19 protein-coding genes and 2 riboswitches are annotated in these 18,149 nt (G+C 70.0%); of the genes, 3 read left to right on the top strand and 16 right to left on the bottom strand.

Going from position 1 to position 18,149, the window contains the following annotated elements; genetic code table 11:
- Positions 1-3: 3 nt before the first annotated feature.
- From uraH to ACYVF6_RS13515, 5 genes are all read right to left on the bottom strand, one after another.
- On the bottom strand, positions 4-333 hold the full coding sequence (gene uraH / locus ACYVF6_RS13535) for a hydroxyisourate hydrolase (RefSeq protein WP_460520866.1): 330 nt from the start codon (positions 331-333) through the stop codon (positions 4-6).
- Positions 330-830, bottom strand: coding sequence for a 2-oxo-4-hydroxy-4-carboxy-5-ureidoimidazoline decarboxylase (gene uraD / locus ACYVF6_RS13530; protein ID WP_460520864.1), 501 nt, complete (start codon positions 828-830; stop codon positions 330-332). Before uraD ends, uraH begins: the two co-directional genes overlap by 4 nt.
- Positions 831-1,179: 349 nt before the next feature.
- A complete protein-coding gene (locus tag ACYVF6_RS13525; RefSeq protein WP_460520862.1) occupies positions 1,180-1,584 on the bottom strand; it encodes a hypothetical protein in 405 nt (134 codons plus the stop codon).
- A 211-nt stretch (positions 1,585-1,795) separates the two neighbouring features.
- The gene (locus ACYVF6_RS13520; RefSeq protein WP_460520860.1) at positions 1,796-2,659 is read right to left on the bottom strand and encodes a sigma-70 family RNA polymerase sigma factor family protein; all 864 of its coding nucleotides are present in this window, start codon (positions 2,657-2,659) and stop codon (positions 1,796-1,798) included.
- Entirely contained in the window at positions 2,656-3,588 is a 933-nt protein-coding gene (locus ACYVF6_RS13515; RefSeq protein ID WP_460520858.1) for an NAD-dependent epimerase/dehydratase family protein, read from the bottom strand. The genes ACYVF6_RS13520 and ACYVF6_RS13515 overlap by 4 nt, the downstream gene beginning before the upstream one ends.
- A 125-nt stretch (positions 3,589-3,713) precedes the next feature.
- Here ACYVF6_RS13515 and ACYVF6_RS13510 point away from each other — a divergent pair, with 125 nt between their 5' ends.
- On the top strand, positions 3,714-4,214 hold the full coding sequence (locus ACYVF6_RS13510) for a methyltransferase family protein (protein ID WP_460520856.1): 501 nt from the start codon (positions 3,714-3,716) through the stop codon (positions 4,212-4,214).
- A 306-nt stretch (positions 4,215-4,520) separates the two neighbouring features.
- Here the strand turns inward: ACYVF6_RS13510 and speB are convergent, their stop codons facing one another.
- Positions 4,521-5,684 (bottom strand): agmatinase family protein, encoded by a 1,164-nt coding sequence (speB, locus tag ACYVF6_RS13505; protein ID WP_460520854.1) that lies wholly within the window; start codon positions 5,682-5,684, stop codon positions 4,521-4,523.
- Positions 5,685-5,700: 16 nt separating this feature from the next.
- Positions 5,701-5,767, bottom strand: a riboswitch (guanidine-III (ykkC-III) riboswitch).
- Positions 5,768-5,908: 141 nt separating this feature from the next.
- Positions 5,909-6,029: riboswitch (guanidine-I (ykkC/yxkD leader) on the top strand.
- Between the two features lie 34 nt (positions 6,030-6,063).
- Between speB and ACYVF6_RS13500 the strand changes: the two genes are divergently transcribed.
- Positions 6,064-7,578: a high affinity choline transporter 1 gene (locus ACYVF6_RS13500; RefSeq protein ID WP_460520852.1), complete on the top strand. Its 1,515-nt coding sequence runs from the start codon at positions 6,064-6,066 to the stop codon at positions 7,576-7,578.
- 9 nt (positions 7,579-7,587) lie between these two features.
- Positions 7,588-9,051, top strand: coding sequence for a PucR family transcriptional regulator (locus tag ACYVF6_RS13495; protein WP_460520850.1), 1,464 nt, complete (start codon positions 7,588-7,590; stop codon positions 9,049-9,051).
- A gap of 524 nt (positions 9,052-9,575) precedes the next feature.
- Here ACYVF6_RS13495 and ACYVF6_RS13490 read toward each other — a convergent pair.
- The 10 genes from ACYVF6_RS13490 to ACYVF6_RS13445 all read right to left on the bottom strand — a co-directional run bounded on the left by ACYVF6_RS13490 (position 9,576) and on the right by ACYVF6_RS13445 (position 18,065).
- Positions 9,576-10,013 carry a GNAT family N-acetyltransferase gene (locus ACYVF6_RS13490; RefSeq protein ID WP_460520848.1) on the bottom strand — a complete coding sequence of 146 codons (438 nt, stop codon included), beginning with the start codon at positions 10,011-10,013 and terminating at the stop codon, positions 9,576-9,578.
- A gap of 9 nt (positions 10,014-10,022) precedes the next feature.
- On the bottom strand, positions 10,023-10,910 hold the full coding sequence (locus ACYVF6_RS13485; protein WP_460520846.1) for a transketolase family protein: 888 nt from the start codon (positions 10,908-10,910) through the stop codon (positions 10,023-10,025).
- Between the two features lie 16 nt (positions 10,911-10,926).
- Positions 10,927-11,610, bottom strand: coding sequence for a transketolase (locus ACYVF6_RS13480; RefSeq protein ID WP_460520844.1), 684 nt, complete (start codon positions 11,608-11,610; stop codon positions 10,927-10,929).
- Between the two features lie 83 nt (positions 11,611-11,693).
- Complete coding sequence (locus ACYVF6_RS13475) at positions 11,694-12,065, bottom strand: VOC family protein (RefSeq protein WP_460521632.1); 372 nt, start codon at positions 12,063-12,065, stop codon at positions 11,694-11,696.
- A 34-nt stretch (positions 12,066-12,099) separates the two neighbouring features.
- Positions 12,100-13,197, bottom strand: coding sequence for a CaiB/BaiF CoA transferase family protein (locus ACYVF6_RS13470; RefSeq protein ID WP_460520842.1), 1,098 nt, complete (start codon positions 13,195-13,197; stop codon positions 12,100-12,102).
- A 2-nt stretch (positions 13,198-13,199) separates the two neighbouring features.
- Complete coding sequence (locus ACYVF6_RS13465; protein ID WP_460520839.1) at positions 13,200-14,222, bottom strand: Gfo/Idh/MocA family protein; 1,023 nt, start codon at positions 14,220-14,222, stop codon at positions 13,200-13,202.
- Entirely contained in the window at positions 14,219-15,427 is a 1,209-nt protein-coding gene (locus ACYVF6_RS13460) for an ABC transporter substrate-binding protein (protein WP_460520837.1), read from the bottom strand. Before ACYVF6_RS13460 ends, ACYVF6_RS13465 begins: the two co-directional genes overlap by 4 nt.
- Positions 15,420-16,535 (bottom strand): ABC transporter substrate-binding protein, encoded by a 1,116-nt coding sequence (locus ACYVF6_RS13455; protein ID WP_460520835.1) that lies wholly within the window; start codon positions 16,533-16,535, stop codon positions 15,420-15,422. Before ACYVF6_RS13455 ends, ACYVF6_RS13460 begins: the two co-directional genes overlap by 8 nt.
- The gene (locus tag ACYVF6_RS13450; RefSeq protein ID WP_460520833.1) at positions 16,532-17,602 is read right to left on the bottom strand and encodes a LacI family DNA-binding transcriptional regulator; all 1,071 of its coding nucleotides are present in this window, start codon (positions 17,600-17,602) and stop codon (positions 16,532-16,534) included. The genes ACYVF6_RS13455 and ACYVF6_RS13450 overlap by 4 nt, the downstream gene beginning before the upstream one ends.
- Positions 17,589-18,065, bottom strand: a complete 477-nt coding sequence (locus ACYVF6_RS13445) for a MaoC family dehydratase (protein WP_460520831.1) — start codon at positions 18,063-18,065, stop codon at positions 17,589-17,591. Before ACYVF6_RS13445 ends, ACYVF6_RS13450 begins: the two co-directional genes overlap by 14 nt.
- Positions 18,066-18,149: the final 84 nt, after the last annotated feature.

Raw genomic sequence — 18,149 nt, 5'->3', positions numbered from 1 at the left:
GCCTCAGCTCCCCTTGTAGGTCGTGTAGGCGAACGGGCTGGCCAGCAGCGGCACGTGGTAGTGCACCTCCGGATCGGTGACGATGAAGGTCACGACCACTTCGGGGTGGAAAGCCGGAACGCCGTGGCTCGCCCACCACAGTCCGGTCGCGAACACCAGCCGGTGCGCGCCCTCGTCGAGCGGCCACCCCTGGATCCGCCCGTCGCCGTCGGTGCGGCCCTCGTGCAGCTCGATCCAGGTGCCGTCGTCGCCCTTCTGCCGCCAGAGGCTCACGGTGAGTCCGGAGGCGGGCTTGCCGGTTGTGGCGTCGAGGACGTGCGTGGAGAGGCTCATGCGGTCACCAGCTTCCGCAGCCGTAACGCCACGATCCTGGCCAGCTCGCGGGTGGTCTCGGCCCGTTCTGTTGCCTCGTCGTTGTCGAGCCGGCGCTTGGCCTCGGCGAGCATCTGCTCGGCCGACAGGCCGGTGGCACAGATCAGGAAGACGTGGCCGAAGCGTTGCTCGTACGCCTGGTTGGCCTCCGCGAGAGCGGCCTGCGTCTGCTCGCCGGCATCGGTGGCGCCGGACTGCTCACCGCGCGACCAGCCGGCCTCCGTGCTGTCACCCTTGGCGCGCTCGCCGATCCTCGGATGTGCGGCGAGCGCCTCCTCGACGCCGGACCAGGGCAGCTCCTCGGCCGCCTTGTATCCGGCACCGGCCAGCTCGTCCGGCCCGGCATAGGGTCTGCCGTCCACCATGTGCTGAACCCAGGCGGATGAGGCACAGCACGCCGCCAACGCCTCGCGGGCACGTACGGGGTCGAGGTCGTTGAACGACTGGATGGACGGCATAGGGCATTAGATGCCCGCGCGGGGCCGTGCTACAACCGGTCGCGAGCACAAGATTCCCGGCCCGCTGTGGACCGGTTCTCGTAGGTTTCTCCAAGTCGCCGAGGAACTGTTGACTGCCTGGCCCTCGGTGGCCCGCCGTTGGTGACAGGAGCTGATGCGCGCGTCAAGGTCGTTCGGTCGCTGGCCGGCCTGGCGCCGAACGGCTCAGCCGCCAAGGCCCGCGATAGCCGTCGGGAGAAGGGTCAGCACCCACTGACCCGCAGCGCTACCCACGGCGTTCTCGAAGACCCGGCCCAGCGACATGGTGAGGTCCGTGACCAGGCCGCGACTCGGAGCCGGTTGAGCCAACTCAGCGCGGAGCCGAACTGTTCAATGCGATGTTGATACCGTCTCGCCCACTTACCTGGACGTTGACCGGCACATGTGGCGCGCCCTGACTGGCGAGATACTCCTTCACGTTATCTCCGTAGTTCTCCACGCAGTCGATACCCGCATCGGTTAGTCGCCCTCGAACGAACGATTGTTGCCAGGCGGCTATGCCGGATATGAGCCCTTTCGCCAGAAGATATTCGCAAGCCCTGTCGACGACATCGGCGGTCAGGATTTCGCCAGCCAGGTAGGCGTGTGGCGACTCGAAGAATGCCTGAACGGCTGGTTCAATGCCTTCGTCCTCTTGCCGGTAATCTGCCCAGCTCAGAAAGGCACCGCGAGCCACGTTACGTCGTTGAGCGGAGTTGGTCCGCAACTGCTCCATGCGTACGGCGTACCTTTTGCCGTCCGCAGTGAGCGTGACCCTGCCTCAGCCAAGTTCATTCCCAGCGCCCAGTCGATCTTGATCATGTCCCGTGACTGCGCCACGGCAAGGAGTTCCCGGAGGTCCCTATCGGTGATCGTGATCGGAGCTGCGGCGTTGATCGAGGATTGAGGGCCGCGCTGAGAGTTCAGAACCATCCAACTGTCCAAGCTCAGGCCGCCGGGCGGACCCGGGTCAGCTTGTCGGGGTTGAGGATTCCGTAGATCGTCAGGACCTGCCCGTCGACGATGTCGAACGCGAACAGTTGTTCCTTGTCGCCCATCGTGATCCAGGCGGCGGGCTGGCAGTTGACGTCGACGAGCTCGAAGCCGCCGATCGGGTACTTCTTCGCCAGGCCGAGCACGAACGTGGCCACCTTGGCGCTGCCGACCACCGGGCGCAGGGCCTGGCTGACCTTGCCGCCGCCGTCGTTCCAGGCAGTCACGTCTGCCGCCAGCACGCCGGTGAGCGCCTCCAGGTCGCCGTTCTGTGCGGCCTGGAGGAAGCTGCTCAGCAGCTGGCGGTGCTCCGCCGCCGACGGCTGGAACCGGTCCCGGCCGTCGGCGAGCTTGCGGGCGGCCCGGTGGTGGAGCTGCCGGCACGCCGCCGCGGACGCGTCGACGATCGCCGCGATGTCGTCGTACGGCAGCTCGAACGCCTCCCGCAGGACGAACACCGCCCGTTCCGGCGGCGACAGCCGCTCCATCAGGTGCAGTGTCGCGAAGCGCAACGTGTCGCGCAGCTCAGCCGTGTCGAGCGGCCCGAACGCGTCGGAGGCCACCGGCTCGGGCAACCAGGGGCCGGTGTAGGCCTCCCTGGTCACCCGCGCCGACTTCAGCTGGTCGAGCGCGATCCGCGACACGACCGTCACCAGGAACGCGCGCGGCTCCCGGATCTCCGACCGGTCGGCGCCCATCCAGCGCAGGAACCCTTCCTGCACGGCGTCCTCGGCGTCCCACATGCTTCCGAGCAGGCGGTACGCCAGGCCCAGCAGCAGCGGGCGGTGCTCCTCGAACACGTCCGTCGGGTCGTTCACTGTCCTCCAAGTTCTGCCGCGAACCCGTCCCGCCACGACGCGTGGCGCGGTCGCCAGTCCAGCTCCAGCCTCGCGCGGGCGTTGTCGGCCCCGCGTAGCCGGGTCATGAACGCGACACCGAACTCGCCGACCATCGCCCGGGCCAGCAGCGCGGGGACGTGCTTCGGCGCGGGCGCGCCGAGAATTCTCGCGAGGTACGGCAGCCATTCGTGCAGCGGGGCGGGCTCGTCGTCGACGATGTTGAGCGCACCGGTCACCGGCTTGTCGAGCGCCGACACGATCGCGGTCGCGGCATCGTGGGCGTGCGTCCAGGAGAACACCGAGTCGCCACCGCCGACGATCGGGAACTGGCCGCTCCTGACCTGGGCCTCCACCGGACCGCCCGGCGCGTAGGAGGAGTGCGGCCCGTACAGGTGCCCGAAGCGCAGCACCAGACCGCCGGCCCGCTCGGTCTGCCGTTCCAGATCGAGCAGGGCCGCCAGCACCGGCGCGAACTGCTTCGGCGGGTTCTGCCAGAACGGCGCGTCCTCGTTGGCCAGACCCTCGCCGGGGTCGTAGCCGTAGGCCAGGCCCTGCGTGACGATCCGCCGCGCGCCGGCCTCGTGGGCGGCATCGATCAGGTTGCGCGTGCCCTCGGTGCGCAGCCGGTCGGTCAGCGCGAAGTCGCGGTCCAGGTGCTTGGCGTCGATCGCCAGCGGGATCGCCGTCGCGATGTGGACGACGGCCTCCGGCTTGGCGTCCCGGACGGCCGACAGCACGGCCGCGCGGTCCAGCAGGTCGGCGGCGACGACCACCGCGCCGGCCTCCTCGAGCCCGGCGGCCCGGTCCCGCGACCGCGCGACGCCGATCACCTCGTGCCCGACCGCGGTCAGCAGCGGGACGAGCTGCCGGCCGATCACTCCGGTCGCGCCTGCAACGAGTACTCGCATCGTGTCTCCCTCAGCGTGGTTTGCATCAGGACGAGCGAGCAGCCGTCGATGTGACGGTTCCGGATGTGATCCAGATCAATTCATCGACTGTTGAATTAGAGTCAAGGGGCGCCGACACTGGAGGCATGCGGAAACCAGCAGCGGCTGTCGGCAGCGCGGCGTTCTTCCTCGCGGGCCCGGGCCTGTTCGTCGGCGTCCTGCCCTGGTGGCTGACCGGCTGGGAGCTGCGTCAGCCCTTCCCGCTCTGGGTGGTCGCGCAGGTGATCGGCGCGCTCCTCACCCTCGCCGGCGTGCTCGTCGCGGCGCAGGCGTTCGTCCGGTTCGTCACCGAGGGCCGTGGCACTCCGGTCCCTGTGGCGGCACCGGACCAGCTCGTGATCGGCGGGTTCTACCGCCACGTACGCAACCCGATGTACGTCGCCCTGCTCGGCGCGCTGATCGGCCAGGCGCTGCTGTTCGCCAGCTGGAGCGTGCTCGTGCTGGCGGCGTGCATGTGGGCCGCGACGGCGAGCTTCGTGCACTGGCACGAGGAACCCGCGCTCCGCAAGCGATTCGGAGCGCAGTACGAGGCGTACCTCGAGGCCGTGCCCGGCTGGCTGCCCCGCCTGCGCCCCTGGAACCCCTAGTGTCGTGAGTCAGGAATTCGGTTCGGATATCTGGCGAGGCGTGCTCGCCGGCGTGGTGGCGGCGGTGGATCGAGCCGATGACCGTGCCGGTGGCGCGCCACGTCCTTGCTCGACCGCAACCCATCCTGCTCGGCACACCCCAGCACCATCCGGCACCGCTGCGCCAACGCCTGCGACGACTTCGCCCGCCGCACCCACCGTGTCAACGTCCCGTACTCCTCAGCCGACAGCACCAACGGCTCTTTCGGACGACCACGACGACCACGACGACCAGCCATACCCCACGACCAGGTTTGTTCATCGACTTCACGGCGCAGGACACTGGCCCTGCGGGCCCCAGGCGATCCGGTCCGTCGTCGCTGCCTTCCGGCCGAGCTTGCCGGCGCGTACCTGCACCGCCAGGCTGTCGAGGATCACCCGGGAGCTCAGCAGCGCGGTCTGCTCGGCCCAGTCGTACGGAGGCGAGCACTCCACCACCTCGATGCCGGCGAGTCCCGGTTCGGACACCATCCGGACCAGGTTGAGCGCCTCGCGCGGAAGCAGTCCGCCCGGCTCCGGCCAGCCCGTGCCAGGCACGAAGCCCGCGTCGATCACGTCGATGTCGAACGACAGGTAGACCGCCTTGGCGTCCTTCCACGCGGTCTCCAGCGCGATCTCCGCGATCTTCTCCACACCCACGCGTTCGACGTCGCCGACCGTGATGACCGTCGAGCCGCGCTCGCGGCCGACCTGCACGCCCGCCCGTGGCGCCTGCCAGCCGCCGATACCGATCTGCACGAGGTTGGTGGCCGGCGCGTTCTTGATGTTGGTCGCGTGGAACCACGGCGTGGTGTGCATCCGCTCGTCGAGGTCGGTCTCCTGCGTGTCGACGTGCCGGTCGAAGTGGATGATGCCGACGTTGCCGTCCAGATAGGGCGCCATGCCCCGGATCGTCGGGAACCCGATCGAGTGGTCGCCGCCCAGCACGACCGGCACCACACCCTGCTGGACGACGTGCGCCATCGCCTGGCTGATCTGGTCGAACGACTTCTCCAGGTTGCCGGGGATGGTGAACACGTCGCCGATGTCGACCAGGTTGAGCTGCTCGCGCAGGTCGACGCCGAGCTCGTAGGAGTACGTGCCGAACAGGTTCGTGCTCCGCCGGATCCCTTGCGGGCCGAACCGCGTGCCGGGGCGGTACGTCGCGCCGGCGTCCAGCGGGACGCCGAAGATCGCGACCTCCGCGTCGCCCACGTCGTGGACGTCCTCGATGAACGGCGCCTTGAGGAACGTCCCGCGCTCACCGGCGAAGTGCGGCACCTCGCCGCGTACGAACGTGGGGATGTTTCGGTCGACGATCGTCGGCGCGCCCTGCAGGCCGTGGGCGAGTGAGCGCTCGATCTCTTGCTGGTAACGGAAAGTGGGTAGCTCGGCCTCGGCCTGCTGCGCCCAGGCGCCTTCGGCGTTCGGGGCAGGGTTGTGCTCAGTCATGACTCCGTCCTTTCGTACCGCGTCGTCTTGTCGCTGTCCGGGTACGACGCGCCTCGTCCGGGGAGCCATGACAGGGCTCCTGACTCCATTGTTCGCACATGCCTGGAGATTTGCCCATGCCGGGTTGGCCTCTACCGGCCGAAGTGAGAAAGGCGTCACCGAGACGTAACACGTGCACAGGCCGGACGAAATATAGGGCCGCTTTTCTGTCGATGACTCACGCAGTGAGGCGCACCTAGGGTTCCGCCGCTTCGTCGTTTCCGCCAGGGGCGGGTCTGGTCCAAGAGGTGCAGGCGGCCGCCAACGGCGTCGGCCGCTCCACGGCGGGACAAAAGCCCGGGAGAGCTTGCCAGCTCGTCGTGCCTCCCGGAGGTGCTCGATGGTTCTCTTTGGCGTCGCACTCAGCGTTCTCGCCGTTGTGATCGTGGGTCTGCTCGTCGCTCGCAAGGTCGACGGCGACAGCACGAACTTCCTTGTGGCAGGGCGAAATCTCGCTCTGCCGTTCGCCGCCGCGACCCTGATGGGGCAGGCGGTCGACACCAACGCGACCCTCGGCAACACCGACTTGACAGCCGGCTTCGGCTTCTGGGCCGGCGCGAGCCTGCCGATCGGGCTCGCGCTCTGCCTGCTGATCACGGGGATCTTCCTGGCCAAGCCGATGAACCGGATGGGCCTGACGACGCTGCCCGACTTCTACCGGCACCGTTACGGGCGTACGGTCGAGGTCGCTTCGGCGCTGCTGATGATCGTGGCGTTCGCGATCCTGGTCGCCGGCAACCTCGTGGCCGGCGGGTTCCTGTTCGAGCACTTCCTCGGTACGTCGTACACCGCCGGCGTGCTGCTGATCGTCGGCGTCGTCATGCTGTACACGCTGGCCGGCGGCATGCTGAGCGACGCGCACACGTCGATCATCCAGATGGGGCTCACGCTCGCCGGCTCGCTCGCGCTGATCGTCTGGCTGGCCTCCACACACGGGCTGTCGATCCCGGACGGCATGGGCCCGCTCGACCTCGGGCAGCTGAGTGATCCGGCGCAGGGCGCCACGATCAACTGGGCGACGCTCGTCTCGCTCGGGATCGGCGACATCGTGGCGATCGACTTCATGCAAAGGATCTTCTCGGCGCGGTCGCCCGAGGTCGCGCGCCGAGCCTGCTTCGTCGGCGCCGTCGGCACGGTGATCATCGGCGTGCCGTTCGCCCTGGTGGCATTGGGCGGAGGCGGGTTGCTGCCTTCCGGCGGCGAAGGGCCGGTGTTGTTCCAGCTGCTCGACGAGGTGGCGCCGATGTGGCTGGCGGTCCTCGTGCTCTCCGGCATCGTGGCCGCGTCGCTGTCGACCGCCGACGGCGCGATCCTCGGCACGGCGGCCGTGGCCGTCCGCAACATCGGGGGAGTACGCCGGGTGCACGCCGACGGCAAGGCCGACCCGCTGCTCCGCGCGACCCGGCTGGCGATGATCCCGGTCGTCCTGCTCGCCGTGGTGCTGGCGCTGCGGGTGCCGCAGACCGGCATCCTGCTCACGCTGGCCTTCGACCTGCTGCTGGCGTGCCTGCTGGTGCCGTTCGTCCTCGGCATGTTCTGGCGGCGCTCGACGGCGGCCGGTGCGATGGCGTCGCTGGTCGTCGGGCTGGTCCTGCGGCTCGGGCTGTTCGCGCTGACTCCGACGATCTACGGGGTGGACAACACGATCCTGTACGTCCGTAACTCGCTGGTGGGCGCGGGCTTCGACGGCTGGCCGACGTTCATCGCGTTCGGTGCCTCGCTGGTGACGTTCGTCGCGGTGTCGCTGGTGACCGGCGGTCGAACGCCGGCGGGCATGCGCGGCGCCGACCTCGTGGTGCGGGAGGAAGCGGTACGAACCGACCGCGACGTGGAGCCTGCCGGCGCCGTTTCGTAGTTTCTACCTATGGCAGTAACTCTCGCCTCGCTGGTCAAGGCGCCGGAGCTGGGGCTCACGGTGGTCGCGGGCGAACGGCTGCTTTCCCGGCAGGTCCGCTGGGTCTACACCACCGACATCCGCGACCCGCGGCGCTATCTGTCCGGCGGTGAGCTCGTGCTGACCGGGATGATGTGGCGGCACGACGGCACCTCATCCGCGACCTACGTGGAGCAGCTGGTCTCGGCGGGGGTCGTCGCGCTGGGTGCGGGCGACCCGGACCTCGAGTCGCTGCCGGCCGACTTGGTCCAGGCCTGCCGCGAGCACCAGTTGCCGCTGCTGCACGTACGCGGCGACGTGTCGTTCTCGGTGATCACGGAGTACGTCGTGCGGCGGCTGTCGACCGGCCGCTCGGCCGACCTCGCGGCGCTGCTCGAGCGGCACCGGTCGCTGCTGGAGTCGGGCGGCGGCGGGCAGCTCGTCCTCGACCTGGTGGCCGGAGAGCTCGGCATGAGCTGCTGGGTGCTGTCGCCGGCCGGCCGGCTGGTGTGGGGAAGCGGGCCCGAGCTGCCGGAGAAGGACCAAATGCTGATCGCCGAGCGTGGTGCGGGTGGCGGAGGGCTGCCGCGCAGGATACGGCTCGGCCGGGGCGTGACCTACTCCGTGCTCGGCACGGCGGCACCGGCCGCCGCCGGCTGGCTGCTGGTCGTCGACGACGACCATCGTGGCTGGGAGGCCGAGCGGCAGGCGGTTGCCGACCAGCTGGTCGCGATGCTGCGCCTGGAGCGTTCACGGCAGCTTCGGACCACCCAGGTCGACGCCGACCGGCTCTGGGCGGCCGCGCGTGGTGCCGCCGAGTCGGCCGGGCCGTTCATGGTCGCGGTGGTGTCGGCGGAGGCGGACGTGGAGGAGCTGCCGCAGGCCGTCATGGACGAGCTGCTCTCACCGGTGGCCTGGAGCCGGCTGGGCGACGACATCGTGGCGGTGGCCTCGGCCAGGCCGCTGGCCGACGTCCGCGCGACGGCGGCCGCGTTGAGCCGTACGCTCGGCGGCCACCGGCTCGCGATCGGCGTCAGCGCACCGGTGCTGGTGTCCGGCCTCCAAACCGCCCTCGCCGACGCCCGCCACGTCCGCGACGTCGCCCGCCTGCGTTCCACGTCCGACCTCGACGTCGCGGGACCGGACGAGCTCGCCTCCCACGTCACCCTGCTGGCCGCGGCCGCCCCCGAAGTCCGCGACGCGTTCCGCACCCGCGTCCTCGGCCGCCTGCTCGACTATGACCAGCGGCACACGTCGGACCTCCTGCACACGTTGAAGGTCTTCCTGTCCTGCTCGGGATCGTGGTCGCAGTGCGCCGCACAGCTGCACATCCACGTCAACACGTTGCGGTATCGCATCGACCGGATCGAACAGCTCACCGCCCGCGACCTCAAGCAGCTGCCGGACCTGGTGGATCTGTACCTCGCGCTGGAGCTACGACCGCCTGCCGACTAGGGGGTGTCCTGCAAGTGTCGCCGGGCTGCGGCGGCCCTGGCCCCACGCTGGCTGCGTTGGACGAAGATCGCCCGTATGACCTTTTGCGATCGACTCCGCCCGCCTTGGCCCGGCGCCATGACCGTCCTCGCTATCCACCGACACTTACAGGACACCCCCTAGGCCGACGAGCGCCGAGAGTCAGGCTGGGCGGGTCGAGAGCAGGACGATCCGGCCCTCGGTCCAGGTGGGTAAGCGGTCGGCGAGTGTCTTCAGGGAAGGCCCTCGTATGTGATGCCAATGCACTGCGAGCGGCGTGCCGAACATCGACCTGAAATGGACAGCGAGGCCCGGCCCGGAACCGGCGAACAGCTCGCTGGGCGAAAGGTCAGGCTCCGGCAGCTCCTGAAGCGGGTAGACGCACAGGGCCCGGCGACCCGCGACCGGGCCGTCCAGAACCGCGACCGTGCGGACCTCCTCCCACCCCAGACGCTCGGTCGGCCCACGCAGCCATGGTCTACCAGGATCAAGCTGATGCGCCCAGCTCAGAGCGGGGGCATGCGGTAGACGATGAAGCCTTCGTTGTCGGCTACCTGGTCGTAGAGCTTGCGCGCGGTCGCGTTCGACTCGTGGGTGTGCCAGTAGACACGGGCGCAGCCCTGCTCACGTGCCCAGTCCGCGACGCGCTCGATCAGCGCGCGGGCGACGCCGCGGCCGCGTACGTCCGGCGCGGTGAAGAGGTCCTGGAGGTAGCAGACGTCGGCTGTGGTGGTGGAGGGATGAATCAGGAAGTGCGCGATGCCGGCCAGCCTGCCGTCCAGCTTGGCGCCGAACGCGTGCATGCGAATACCGGCCTGGAACTCCAGCCACGCTCGGTCAAACAGCTCCCGCGGCGCCGTCCGGCCGTAGAACTCGTTGTAGCCCTGGAACAGCGCTTCCCATTCCGGACGGTCCGCCGGCTCCAGCCCGCTGATCTCGATCACGAGCCAACCTTACGGGTGGGTCAGGAACTCCGTGATCGAACGGCGCAGGCTCGCAGGGTCGAGACCGTAGGCCGCGGCGTGGTCGGCTGCGGTGCCGTAGCGGCGCAGCTCCACCCGGTCGACGCCCAGGGACAACGTACGGTGCGGGCGATCGGCGAGGGCCAGGTCGACCTGACGCGCCGTGGTACCCGTGAGGTACGGCTCGACCAGCACGACCTCGCCGTGCGGTGCGAGCTCCCGCAGCCCGGAAGCATCCAGCGGACGTACGGTCGACGCGTACGCCACGCTCACGTCCAAGCCCTCGCAAGCCTCCAGGACCGGATCGAGCAGCGGACCGACCGCGATCACAGCCGGACCGGAGCCGCGGCGGACGACTTCGAGCCGGCCCGAGGCGCCCGCCGGCCGGGCGGCCTGGTTCGACTGGGACGACAGCCGGACATAGGTGGACTCCGAATGGTGGAAGGCGTCCCGCAGCAGCGCCGGCACCTCGTCGGCGTGGCCGGGGACGACCGTTCGCCAGCCCGGCAGGGTGTCGATCAGCGCCACGTCCTCCGGCGCGTGGTGCGTCCGCCCGCCCGACGACGTGTCGTACGACGCGCCTACGCTGACCAGGATCCCCTTCGCTCCTTGGTGTCCGAAGTCGAGTTTGACCTGCTCGAACGACCGCTCGACGAGGAACGGCGCGTACGAGTGCACGACCGGCGTGAGCCCGCTCAGCGCCAGCCCGCCGCCGACGCTCACCATCAGCTGCTCGCGGATCCCCACATTCAGCACCCGCGACGGATGCCGCGAAGCGGCCGCCGAGAACTGGTCGGCGGAGATGTCGGCCAGCACGACGGCGGTACGCGGATCGTTGTCGAGGCACTCGATCGTGGTCTCCACGAACCTGGTTCGCATATCAGTCATCGAACGGTCAGCCCTTCGCTTCCACGACAGCCACCACGACGTGGGGACGGCCGGATTCTCCACTGGTCAAGGCCTTCTCGAGCTCGTCGTGCGAACGACCGTCGACCGTCGCCGTCGACCAGCCGTTGACCTCGAAGCGGGCGGCGATCCCACCCGGGCCGGGCCAGCCGTGCGTCGCGCTCTGGTTGTCGACGACGACCACCGTCAAGCCGGCCAGGCCGATCGCGCCGGCGTACTGGATCGCCTCGTGGTTGCTGCCCTCGTCGAGCTCCGCGTCACCCACGAGCACGTACGTCTGAGGAACAGTCAGCCCCTGCGCCCGCAGGCCGAGCGCGAGGCCCACACCGAGCGGCAGCCCGTGCCCGAGGGAGCCGCTGGAGATCTCGACGCCGGGAACGAGCACCCGGTCGGGGTGATGCCCGAGCGGCGAGTCGATCTGCCCGAACCGCGGCAGCCAGCTCTCCGGCACGAAGCCCTTCGCTGCCAGGACGGCGTAGTACGCCATCGGCCCGTGCCCCTTCGACAGCAGGAACCGGTCACGCCCCGGATCGTCGACCGTGGCGGGGGAGACCCGCAGCACCCGGTCGTACAGCACCCACAGGACATCCAGCGTCGAGGTCGCGCTCACGCTGTGCTTCTCGTCGCCGGTCATCAGCGTCATGAGCGGCAACAGCTCGTCGTAGCCCTTCATGCCTGCCAGGCTCGCACGGCGTCGACCGGGCGGACATCGGTCGCGCGGCGTAGGTCGTCCCGGACCTTGGTACTAGGCCGTGATCATGACGATGGCGGCAGCCAGCACAGGCAGAACGGATGGCCGGCGGGATCGGCGTAGACCCGGAAGCCCTTCGGCTTCGCAGGGTCGTCCTCCGCCTTCAGCACCCGGCCGCCCAGCGAGAGCACCTTCTCGTGTGCGGCCTCGAGGTCCTCGAGATAGAAGTCGAGATGGATCTGCTGCGGCGCTCCGTCCGGCCAGTCGGGCGGAACGTGCCCGGGCGCGTGCTGCACCGCGAGCGCCCAGCCGCCGTCGACCCAGATGTTGTGCCATCGCTCGCCCTTCTCGACGGTGCCGTCGAGAAGCCCTGCCCAGAACGTGCTTTCGGCGTCGAGGTCGGCGGCGTCGAGAACGATCTGCCGATACGTGAACATCACGAGCCAAACGATAGACCGAATCGCGGCCGGATCACGTCCGCGAACGACCGAGCGGCGGCCCGAGCTCGGTCCGGGCCAGTGCGTGCCCGTCGATCCGGACCGGGCAGCGCAAGGTGCGAAACCGCTTCGACCCGTCCGTGCCGCACTCGACCACCAGGTCGAGGCTGTCCAGCACACCGGACGCCTCGAGCGCCGGCCAGTCCCGCACCTCCGCGCACCAGTACCCCGCCGGCTCCAGCACGGAGAGGACCTCGGCGGTCGTACGCGAGACCAGCGCCGAGGCCAGGCGGCGTTTGGTCTCGTCCCGCCGGTCCCAGTCGCCGTCCAGGTCCGGCAGGCCGAGCAGGCCGCCCAGTTGCTCGAGCGACCCCATCGCGAGCGCAATCCAGCCGTCAGCCGTTCGGTAGATGCCGTACGGCGCGCCGAGGTACGGATGCCCGGCCGACTCGGCACTCCGCCGCGGCAGCCCGCCACCGTTGAGGTACGCCGTGAACACCTCGAACTGCAGGTCCATCGCGGCCTCGAACAGGCTCACCTCGACCAGCCCACCGCGCCCGGTCACCCCACGCCGGACCAGGCACGCGAGCACGCCCTGCACCAGATAGGCACCCGCCGTCTGGTCGACGACCGACAGCCCGAACGGCTCCGGCGGACCGTCCGCACGTCCGTTCAGCCACACCAGGCCACTGCGCGCCTGTACGAGCAGGTCCTGCCCGGGCCGGTCGCGCCAGGCGCTGTCGCCGTAGCCGGTCACCTGGGCGTAGACCAGCCGCGGGTTCACGGCGCTCAGCGCGGCGAAGTCCAGCCCGAAGCGTTCGAGCGCTCCCGGCCGGAAGCTGTGGATCAGCACGTCGGCCTCGCGAACCAGCGAAAGCACCCGCTCCCGATCGTCCGGGTCTCCGAGGTTGGCTGTCACGCTCTCCTTGCCGCGGTTGATCGTGTGGAACAGCAGGCTGTCGCCGTCCGGCGAGTTCCCGGCCAGCCCCAGCCGCCGCCCGCCCTCGCCGCCGTCGGGACGTTCGACCTTGACGACGCGGGCGCCGAGATCGGAGAGCCGGAGCGCCGCCGACGGTCCGGCGAGGTACTGCGCCAGGTCGAGCACGAGCAGTCCGTCCAGTGGAAGCAGCACGGTCACACCTCGATCTCCGCCAACGACACCCGCCGCCCGGCCGAGGCGGACAGATAGGCGGCGTGGACGACCCGCAACGTCGACAGGTTGTCGCGTCCGCTGGTCGACGGCTCCCGTGACTCCGCGACAGCCGACAGCAGCTCGCCCATCGGCCCGGCGAACGCGTCCGGGATCCAGCGCTCGGTGAAGTCGCGGCGGAGCGACTCCGTACGAGACCAGAACTCGAACGTGTCCGGCCTGCCGGCCGGATAGTCGTAGAGCACGCCGAGCGTTCCCTCGGACTGGCCGAGCGTCCCCTGGCAGCGGACGACGGCCCGCGGCCGGTCCGACCAGTTGTTGTGGTTGGCGAGCACGACCACCTGCGACGTGCCGGAGTACTCGTACACAGTGGTCGTCCGCGTCTCACCGGCCGCCGCCTGCCCTGGATAGCGGGCGGTCGTGGCGAGCACACTGACCGGATCGCCGAACAGGTGGCGGATCGCGTCGACGTAGTGGATCGAGTGGTAGAAGTACTCCAGCCGCGGCCGTTCCGCCAGCCACGGCCACAATGTCCAGTCGGTGTTGACGTCGATGTCGAACAGCCCGCCGGTCACCTCGCCGTAGCGCCCGGCGTCCAGCAGCTCCTTCGTGCTCCGCACCACCCGGTCCCAGCGCATCTGCTGGTTGACCGCGAGCCGTACGCCCGCCTGCTCGGCGGCCTCGACCAGCGCGCGGGCGGTCGAAAGCTCCTCGGACAACGGCTTCTGGCACAGCAGGTGCTTGCCGGCGGCGATCGCCGCGTGCGCGATCCCGGCCTGCGCCTGCGGCGTGACCGCGATGTCGACCACGTCGACACGCGGGTCCGCGATCAGCTCGGCGGCCGATCCGTGGACGGTCCCGATGCCGAACTCCGCCGCCGCGGAGTGCGCGGCGGACAGGTCGAGATCGGCGATCGCGACGACCGGGAGGCCTGCCTTGCGGTACGCCGGAAGGTGCCCGGCCCGAACGATCGCGCCCGCTCCGACAATGCCGATACCGAGACTCATCGGCCCACACCTCCCTTGCCCAGCAGGCGGTTCGTCTGCCCGGCAGCCGCGGCCAGTGCGGCGGCGACCGGCTTGGCACCGGTGTACACCGCGTCGATCTCGGCGTTGAGCACGTCCGCGATCGCGGGATACTCGGGGATGCCCGGCACGGTCTCGACGTCCGCATGGACCTGCTCGATCAGCCGGTAGCAGGCGAATTCCCGTTGTACGGCAGGGCTGCGCCAGGTCGACAGCCGGCACCCGATGCCACCCTGCGTCGCCGTGATGACGTCCATCTCGGGCGACGCGACGTGCCGCAGGAACTCCCACGCGAGCTCCGGCTGCCGGGAGCCGGCCGGAATCGCCAGCACCCAGTAGACCGACAGCGACGTGTGCCGCCCGTCCGGCCCGTCGCCGCGAGGCAGCGGTCCGAGCCGGTTCCTGCCGTGGATCGCCGAGCCCGGCAGGTCGGCGACGGCGGCGAAGCCGCACCAGTTCCACATCATCGCGGCCCGGCCGCCGGCATAGAAGTCGCCCGAGCCCACGCTGTCGTACGCCCGTGGGTCCGGCTGTGTGACCTGGTGCACGCGGATCAGATCGTGGAGGAACGTCAACGCCGCCTGGCCTTCCGGCCCGTCGAACGCGGCCCGCCGGCCGTCGAGGAACGTACCGCCGCGACTCCACAGCTGGATCAGGAAGTCGTAGACGTTGTTGTGCCCGTCGGGAAGCGCGGCGAGCACGCACCCGTACAGATCCTCGTTGGGCCGATCGAAGTACTTCGCCACCTCCAGGAAGTCCTGCCAGGTCTCCGGCGGAGCGATCCCGTGCTCGTCGAACAGGTCGCCGCGATACATGAACATCTGCGGCCCGTCGTGGTAGGGCAGCCCGTACGTCGATCCGTCGGCAGCCGTCTGCAACCCACGCAGGGAAGGGCTCCAGGCGTCCGGCCAGCCCGGCAGCGGAGCCCGGCGCATCAGCTCGTCGAGCGGCAGCAGCGACCCGTCGCGGATCAGCTCCGGCAGCCAGTCGGTGTTGCAGAGAAACAGGTCGAAGTCGCCGGACCTGCAGCCGCCGCCGGCCATCGCGTCGTACAGCTCGTGCACCTCGTACGGCACCAGCTCGATCTCGGCATCGGGCCGTTGCTCGCGAAACGCGGAGACCTGCAGCCCGAACGTGGTCTGGAACCCGCTGAACTCCCGGTACGCGAGCCTGAGCCGGTCAGCCATCACGGCTCTCCCGGTACAGCGCGTCGAGCTGGTCGAGTACCGGCCCGGCGGGCTCCGATCCCAGCACCACCGAGCGCAGCCGGACGGCCGCGCCGGTCTGGAACTCCGGGAATCCGGGGTACCGCGGCCGCAGATAGGCCGACTCGATCGTCGTCCGCGTCCCGCTGAAGAACCCACCGGCGAGCCGGTCGGCCTCCGCGTCGTACCAGGCTGCCCGCGCGGCCGGCTGCCCGCCGGCCCGCAGGAACTCCGTGCGCTGGATGTCCGGGCTCGCCACCCACCTGGCGTACGCAAGCGCCGCCGAGGTGTTCGACGACCGGGCGGAAACAGCCAGCCCCGCACCGCCGAGACAGGACCCGCTCGGCGCATGCCCTTCCGCACAAGGGATGTCGTGGAACGACAGCAGCCGGGCCGGATAGCCGTCACGGCTGTAGTTGGTGTAGCCGTACGCCAGCGGGCAGTACAGGACCTCGTCGGTCGACGACATCCGGGTCAGCGTCGCGATCGGGTTCGCCGTCCGGCACCATTCCGGCACAAGTGTCGCGAGCTCGGACAGCTTGGCCAGCACCCGCAGCGCGGTGTCGCGGTCGGCGAACTCCTGCCCGCACACCGGCGCGTCGTAGTGCGCGCACAACGTGACGAAGCAGCTCCACACGTCGATCGCGTTGAGCGGAAGGGCGACCTGCCCGGTCCGCCGGGCCAGCTCGTACACCTCCGGCCAGGTCGTGGGCACCGGAATGCCCCTGTCCCGCAACAGGTCCGGCCGCGCGGCCGCCACCTGGCAGGCGGCGTCGATCGCGAGCGCGTAGTGCCGGCCCTGATAGAAGTACGACTCCTGAGACCGGCCGATCGCCTGCGCGGCCACGTCGTCGAGCGGCAGGAACGCCTTGTTCGCAGCGGCCCAGCCGATCAGCGGGTGGTCGATCACCAGCAGGTCGTAGGTCTCGATCAACTCGTCCAGCGGTTGCTCGCCGAACGCCCACAGCGAACGGCGGTCCCACCGCACCTCGACCTCGCCCACGAGGTCGGCGTAGACCTGCGCGGTGACGGCCATCGGCGCGTACCCGCGCGTGTGGTTCCAGGTGATGCCTCGCAACTGCGTTGTCATGCGGCTCCCGTCGATCCCCGCAGGACCAGCTCTGGCGCGGGTTCGGTGATCAGGGTGTCGGCTGGGCTCTCGTCGCCCCCGGAGAGCAACAGCCCGGCCGCCCGGCGGCCCATCTCCCGTAACGGGAGGCGTACGACGGTCAATGGCGGCGTGAGTCGTTCGGCGAACCAGAGGTCGTGGATCGCCACGACGGAAAGGTCCTGCGGACAACGCCTGCCGGCGGCGGCGATCGCGTTGACGGCACCCGTCGCGACCAGGGCGTTGGTGACGACGACGGCGGTGAGCTCCGGTGCCGCGCGCAGGAGGCTCGCCATCGCCTGCTGACCGCTGCCGGGATCCCAGCCGCCGGTGGCCTCCCACGCCCGGCGCGGGCCGCCTCCCAGTGTTCGGAGGGTGGTGCGGTAGGCGGCTCGCCTGCGTTCGGACACGTCGGATCCCACGACGCCGGAGACGAAACCGATGCGGGTATGGCCGAGCTCGTGCAGGTGGTGGATCGCCACTGCCATCGCCGCCTCCTCGTCGAGCCGGACGCCGGGTAGGAGCGGGGTGGGCCCGTGCGGCCGGAGGCCGCGGGGGCTGGATGAGCACAGGTCAGCCAGCGAACGTGAGTTGACCAGGACGACCGGAACGTGCCGGGCGGCCACCCGCACCTGCGTACTGAGCTCCGGCTGGCCGGCCGCCTGCCAGAGCAGGCCGTCCACCCGTCCGCTCGCGGCGAGCTGGAGCAGCGCGGCCTCGTCGGTGACGGCGGTGGCGTCGACCAGCATCAGGACGCTCTCGTGAGTGGAGACGACCTCCTGGACGCCACGGATGATCGGCGCGTAGATCGGGTTGCCGACGTCGTGCACGACCAGGCCGATCGCACCGGCTCTGGACGCCTGCAGGTTGCGTGCCTGGACGTGCGGCACGTACCCGATCTCCTTGGCGGCGGCGAGGATGCGTTCGCGCGTCTCGGCACGGACGTGGATCCGGTCGTCGCCGCGCAGCACGCGCGAGACCAGCGAGGCCGAGACTCCAACTCTGGCGGCGACGTCGGCGAGCACCGGCGGTCGCTTACGCGCCGGCATCGGACCGTTCCCGGGCCGGCTCGCGGCGTTCGGCGAGATAGACGTGGACGAGCGAGAGCACGGTCTCGCCGCGCTGGTTGACGACCGTGACCTGCTCGTCGACGAAGCCCTGCGTCGTCCGCCGAGGATGGTCGCGGCGGGCGGCGATGCTCGCGGTGACCGTGATCGTGTCGCCGATGTGCACGGGCGCGACGAACCGGATGCGGTCGTAGCCATAGCTGAACGCGAGCGGGTTGATGTCGCCCGCGGTCATCCCGACGGCGATCGACAGGATCAGCGTGCCGTGGGCGATCCGCCGGCCGAACGGCTGCGTCGCACACCACTCGGCGTCCACATGGTGCGGGAACCAGTCGCCGGTCTGGCCGGCGTGCAACACGATGTCGGCCTCGGTGATGGTGCGGCCCGTCGTACGGCGCTCGTCGCCGATGCCGTAGTCCTCGAAGTAGCGCGCAACCGTCTGCATCGGGCCGGATCTCCACGTTCCTGTTGCTCAAGCGTTTGAGTAAGGACGCTAGGAGCAGCAGAGGAGGACGTCAACGCGAGGTTC

This window comes from Flindersiella endophytica (assembly GCF_054779015.1).
This window is presented reverse-complemented; position numbering and strand designations above follow the sequence as displayed.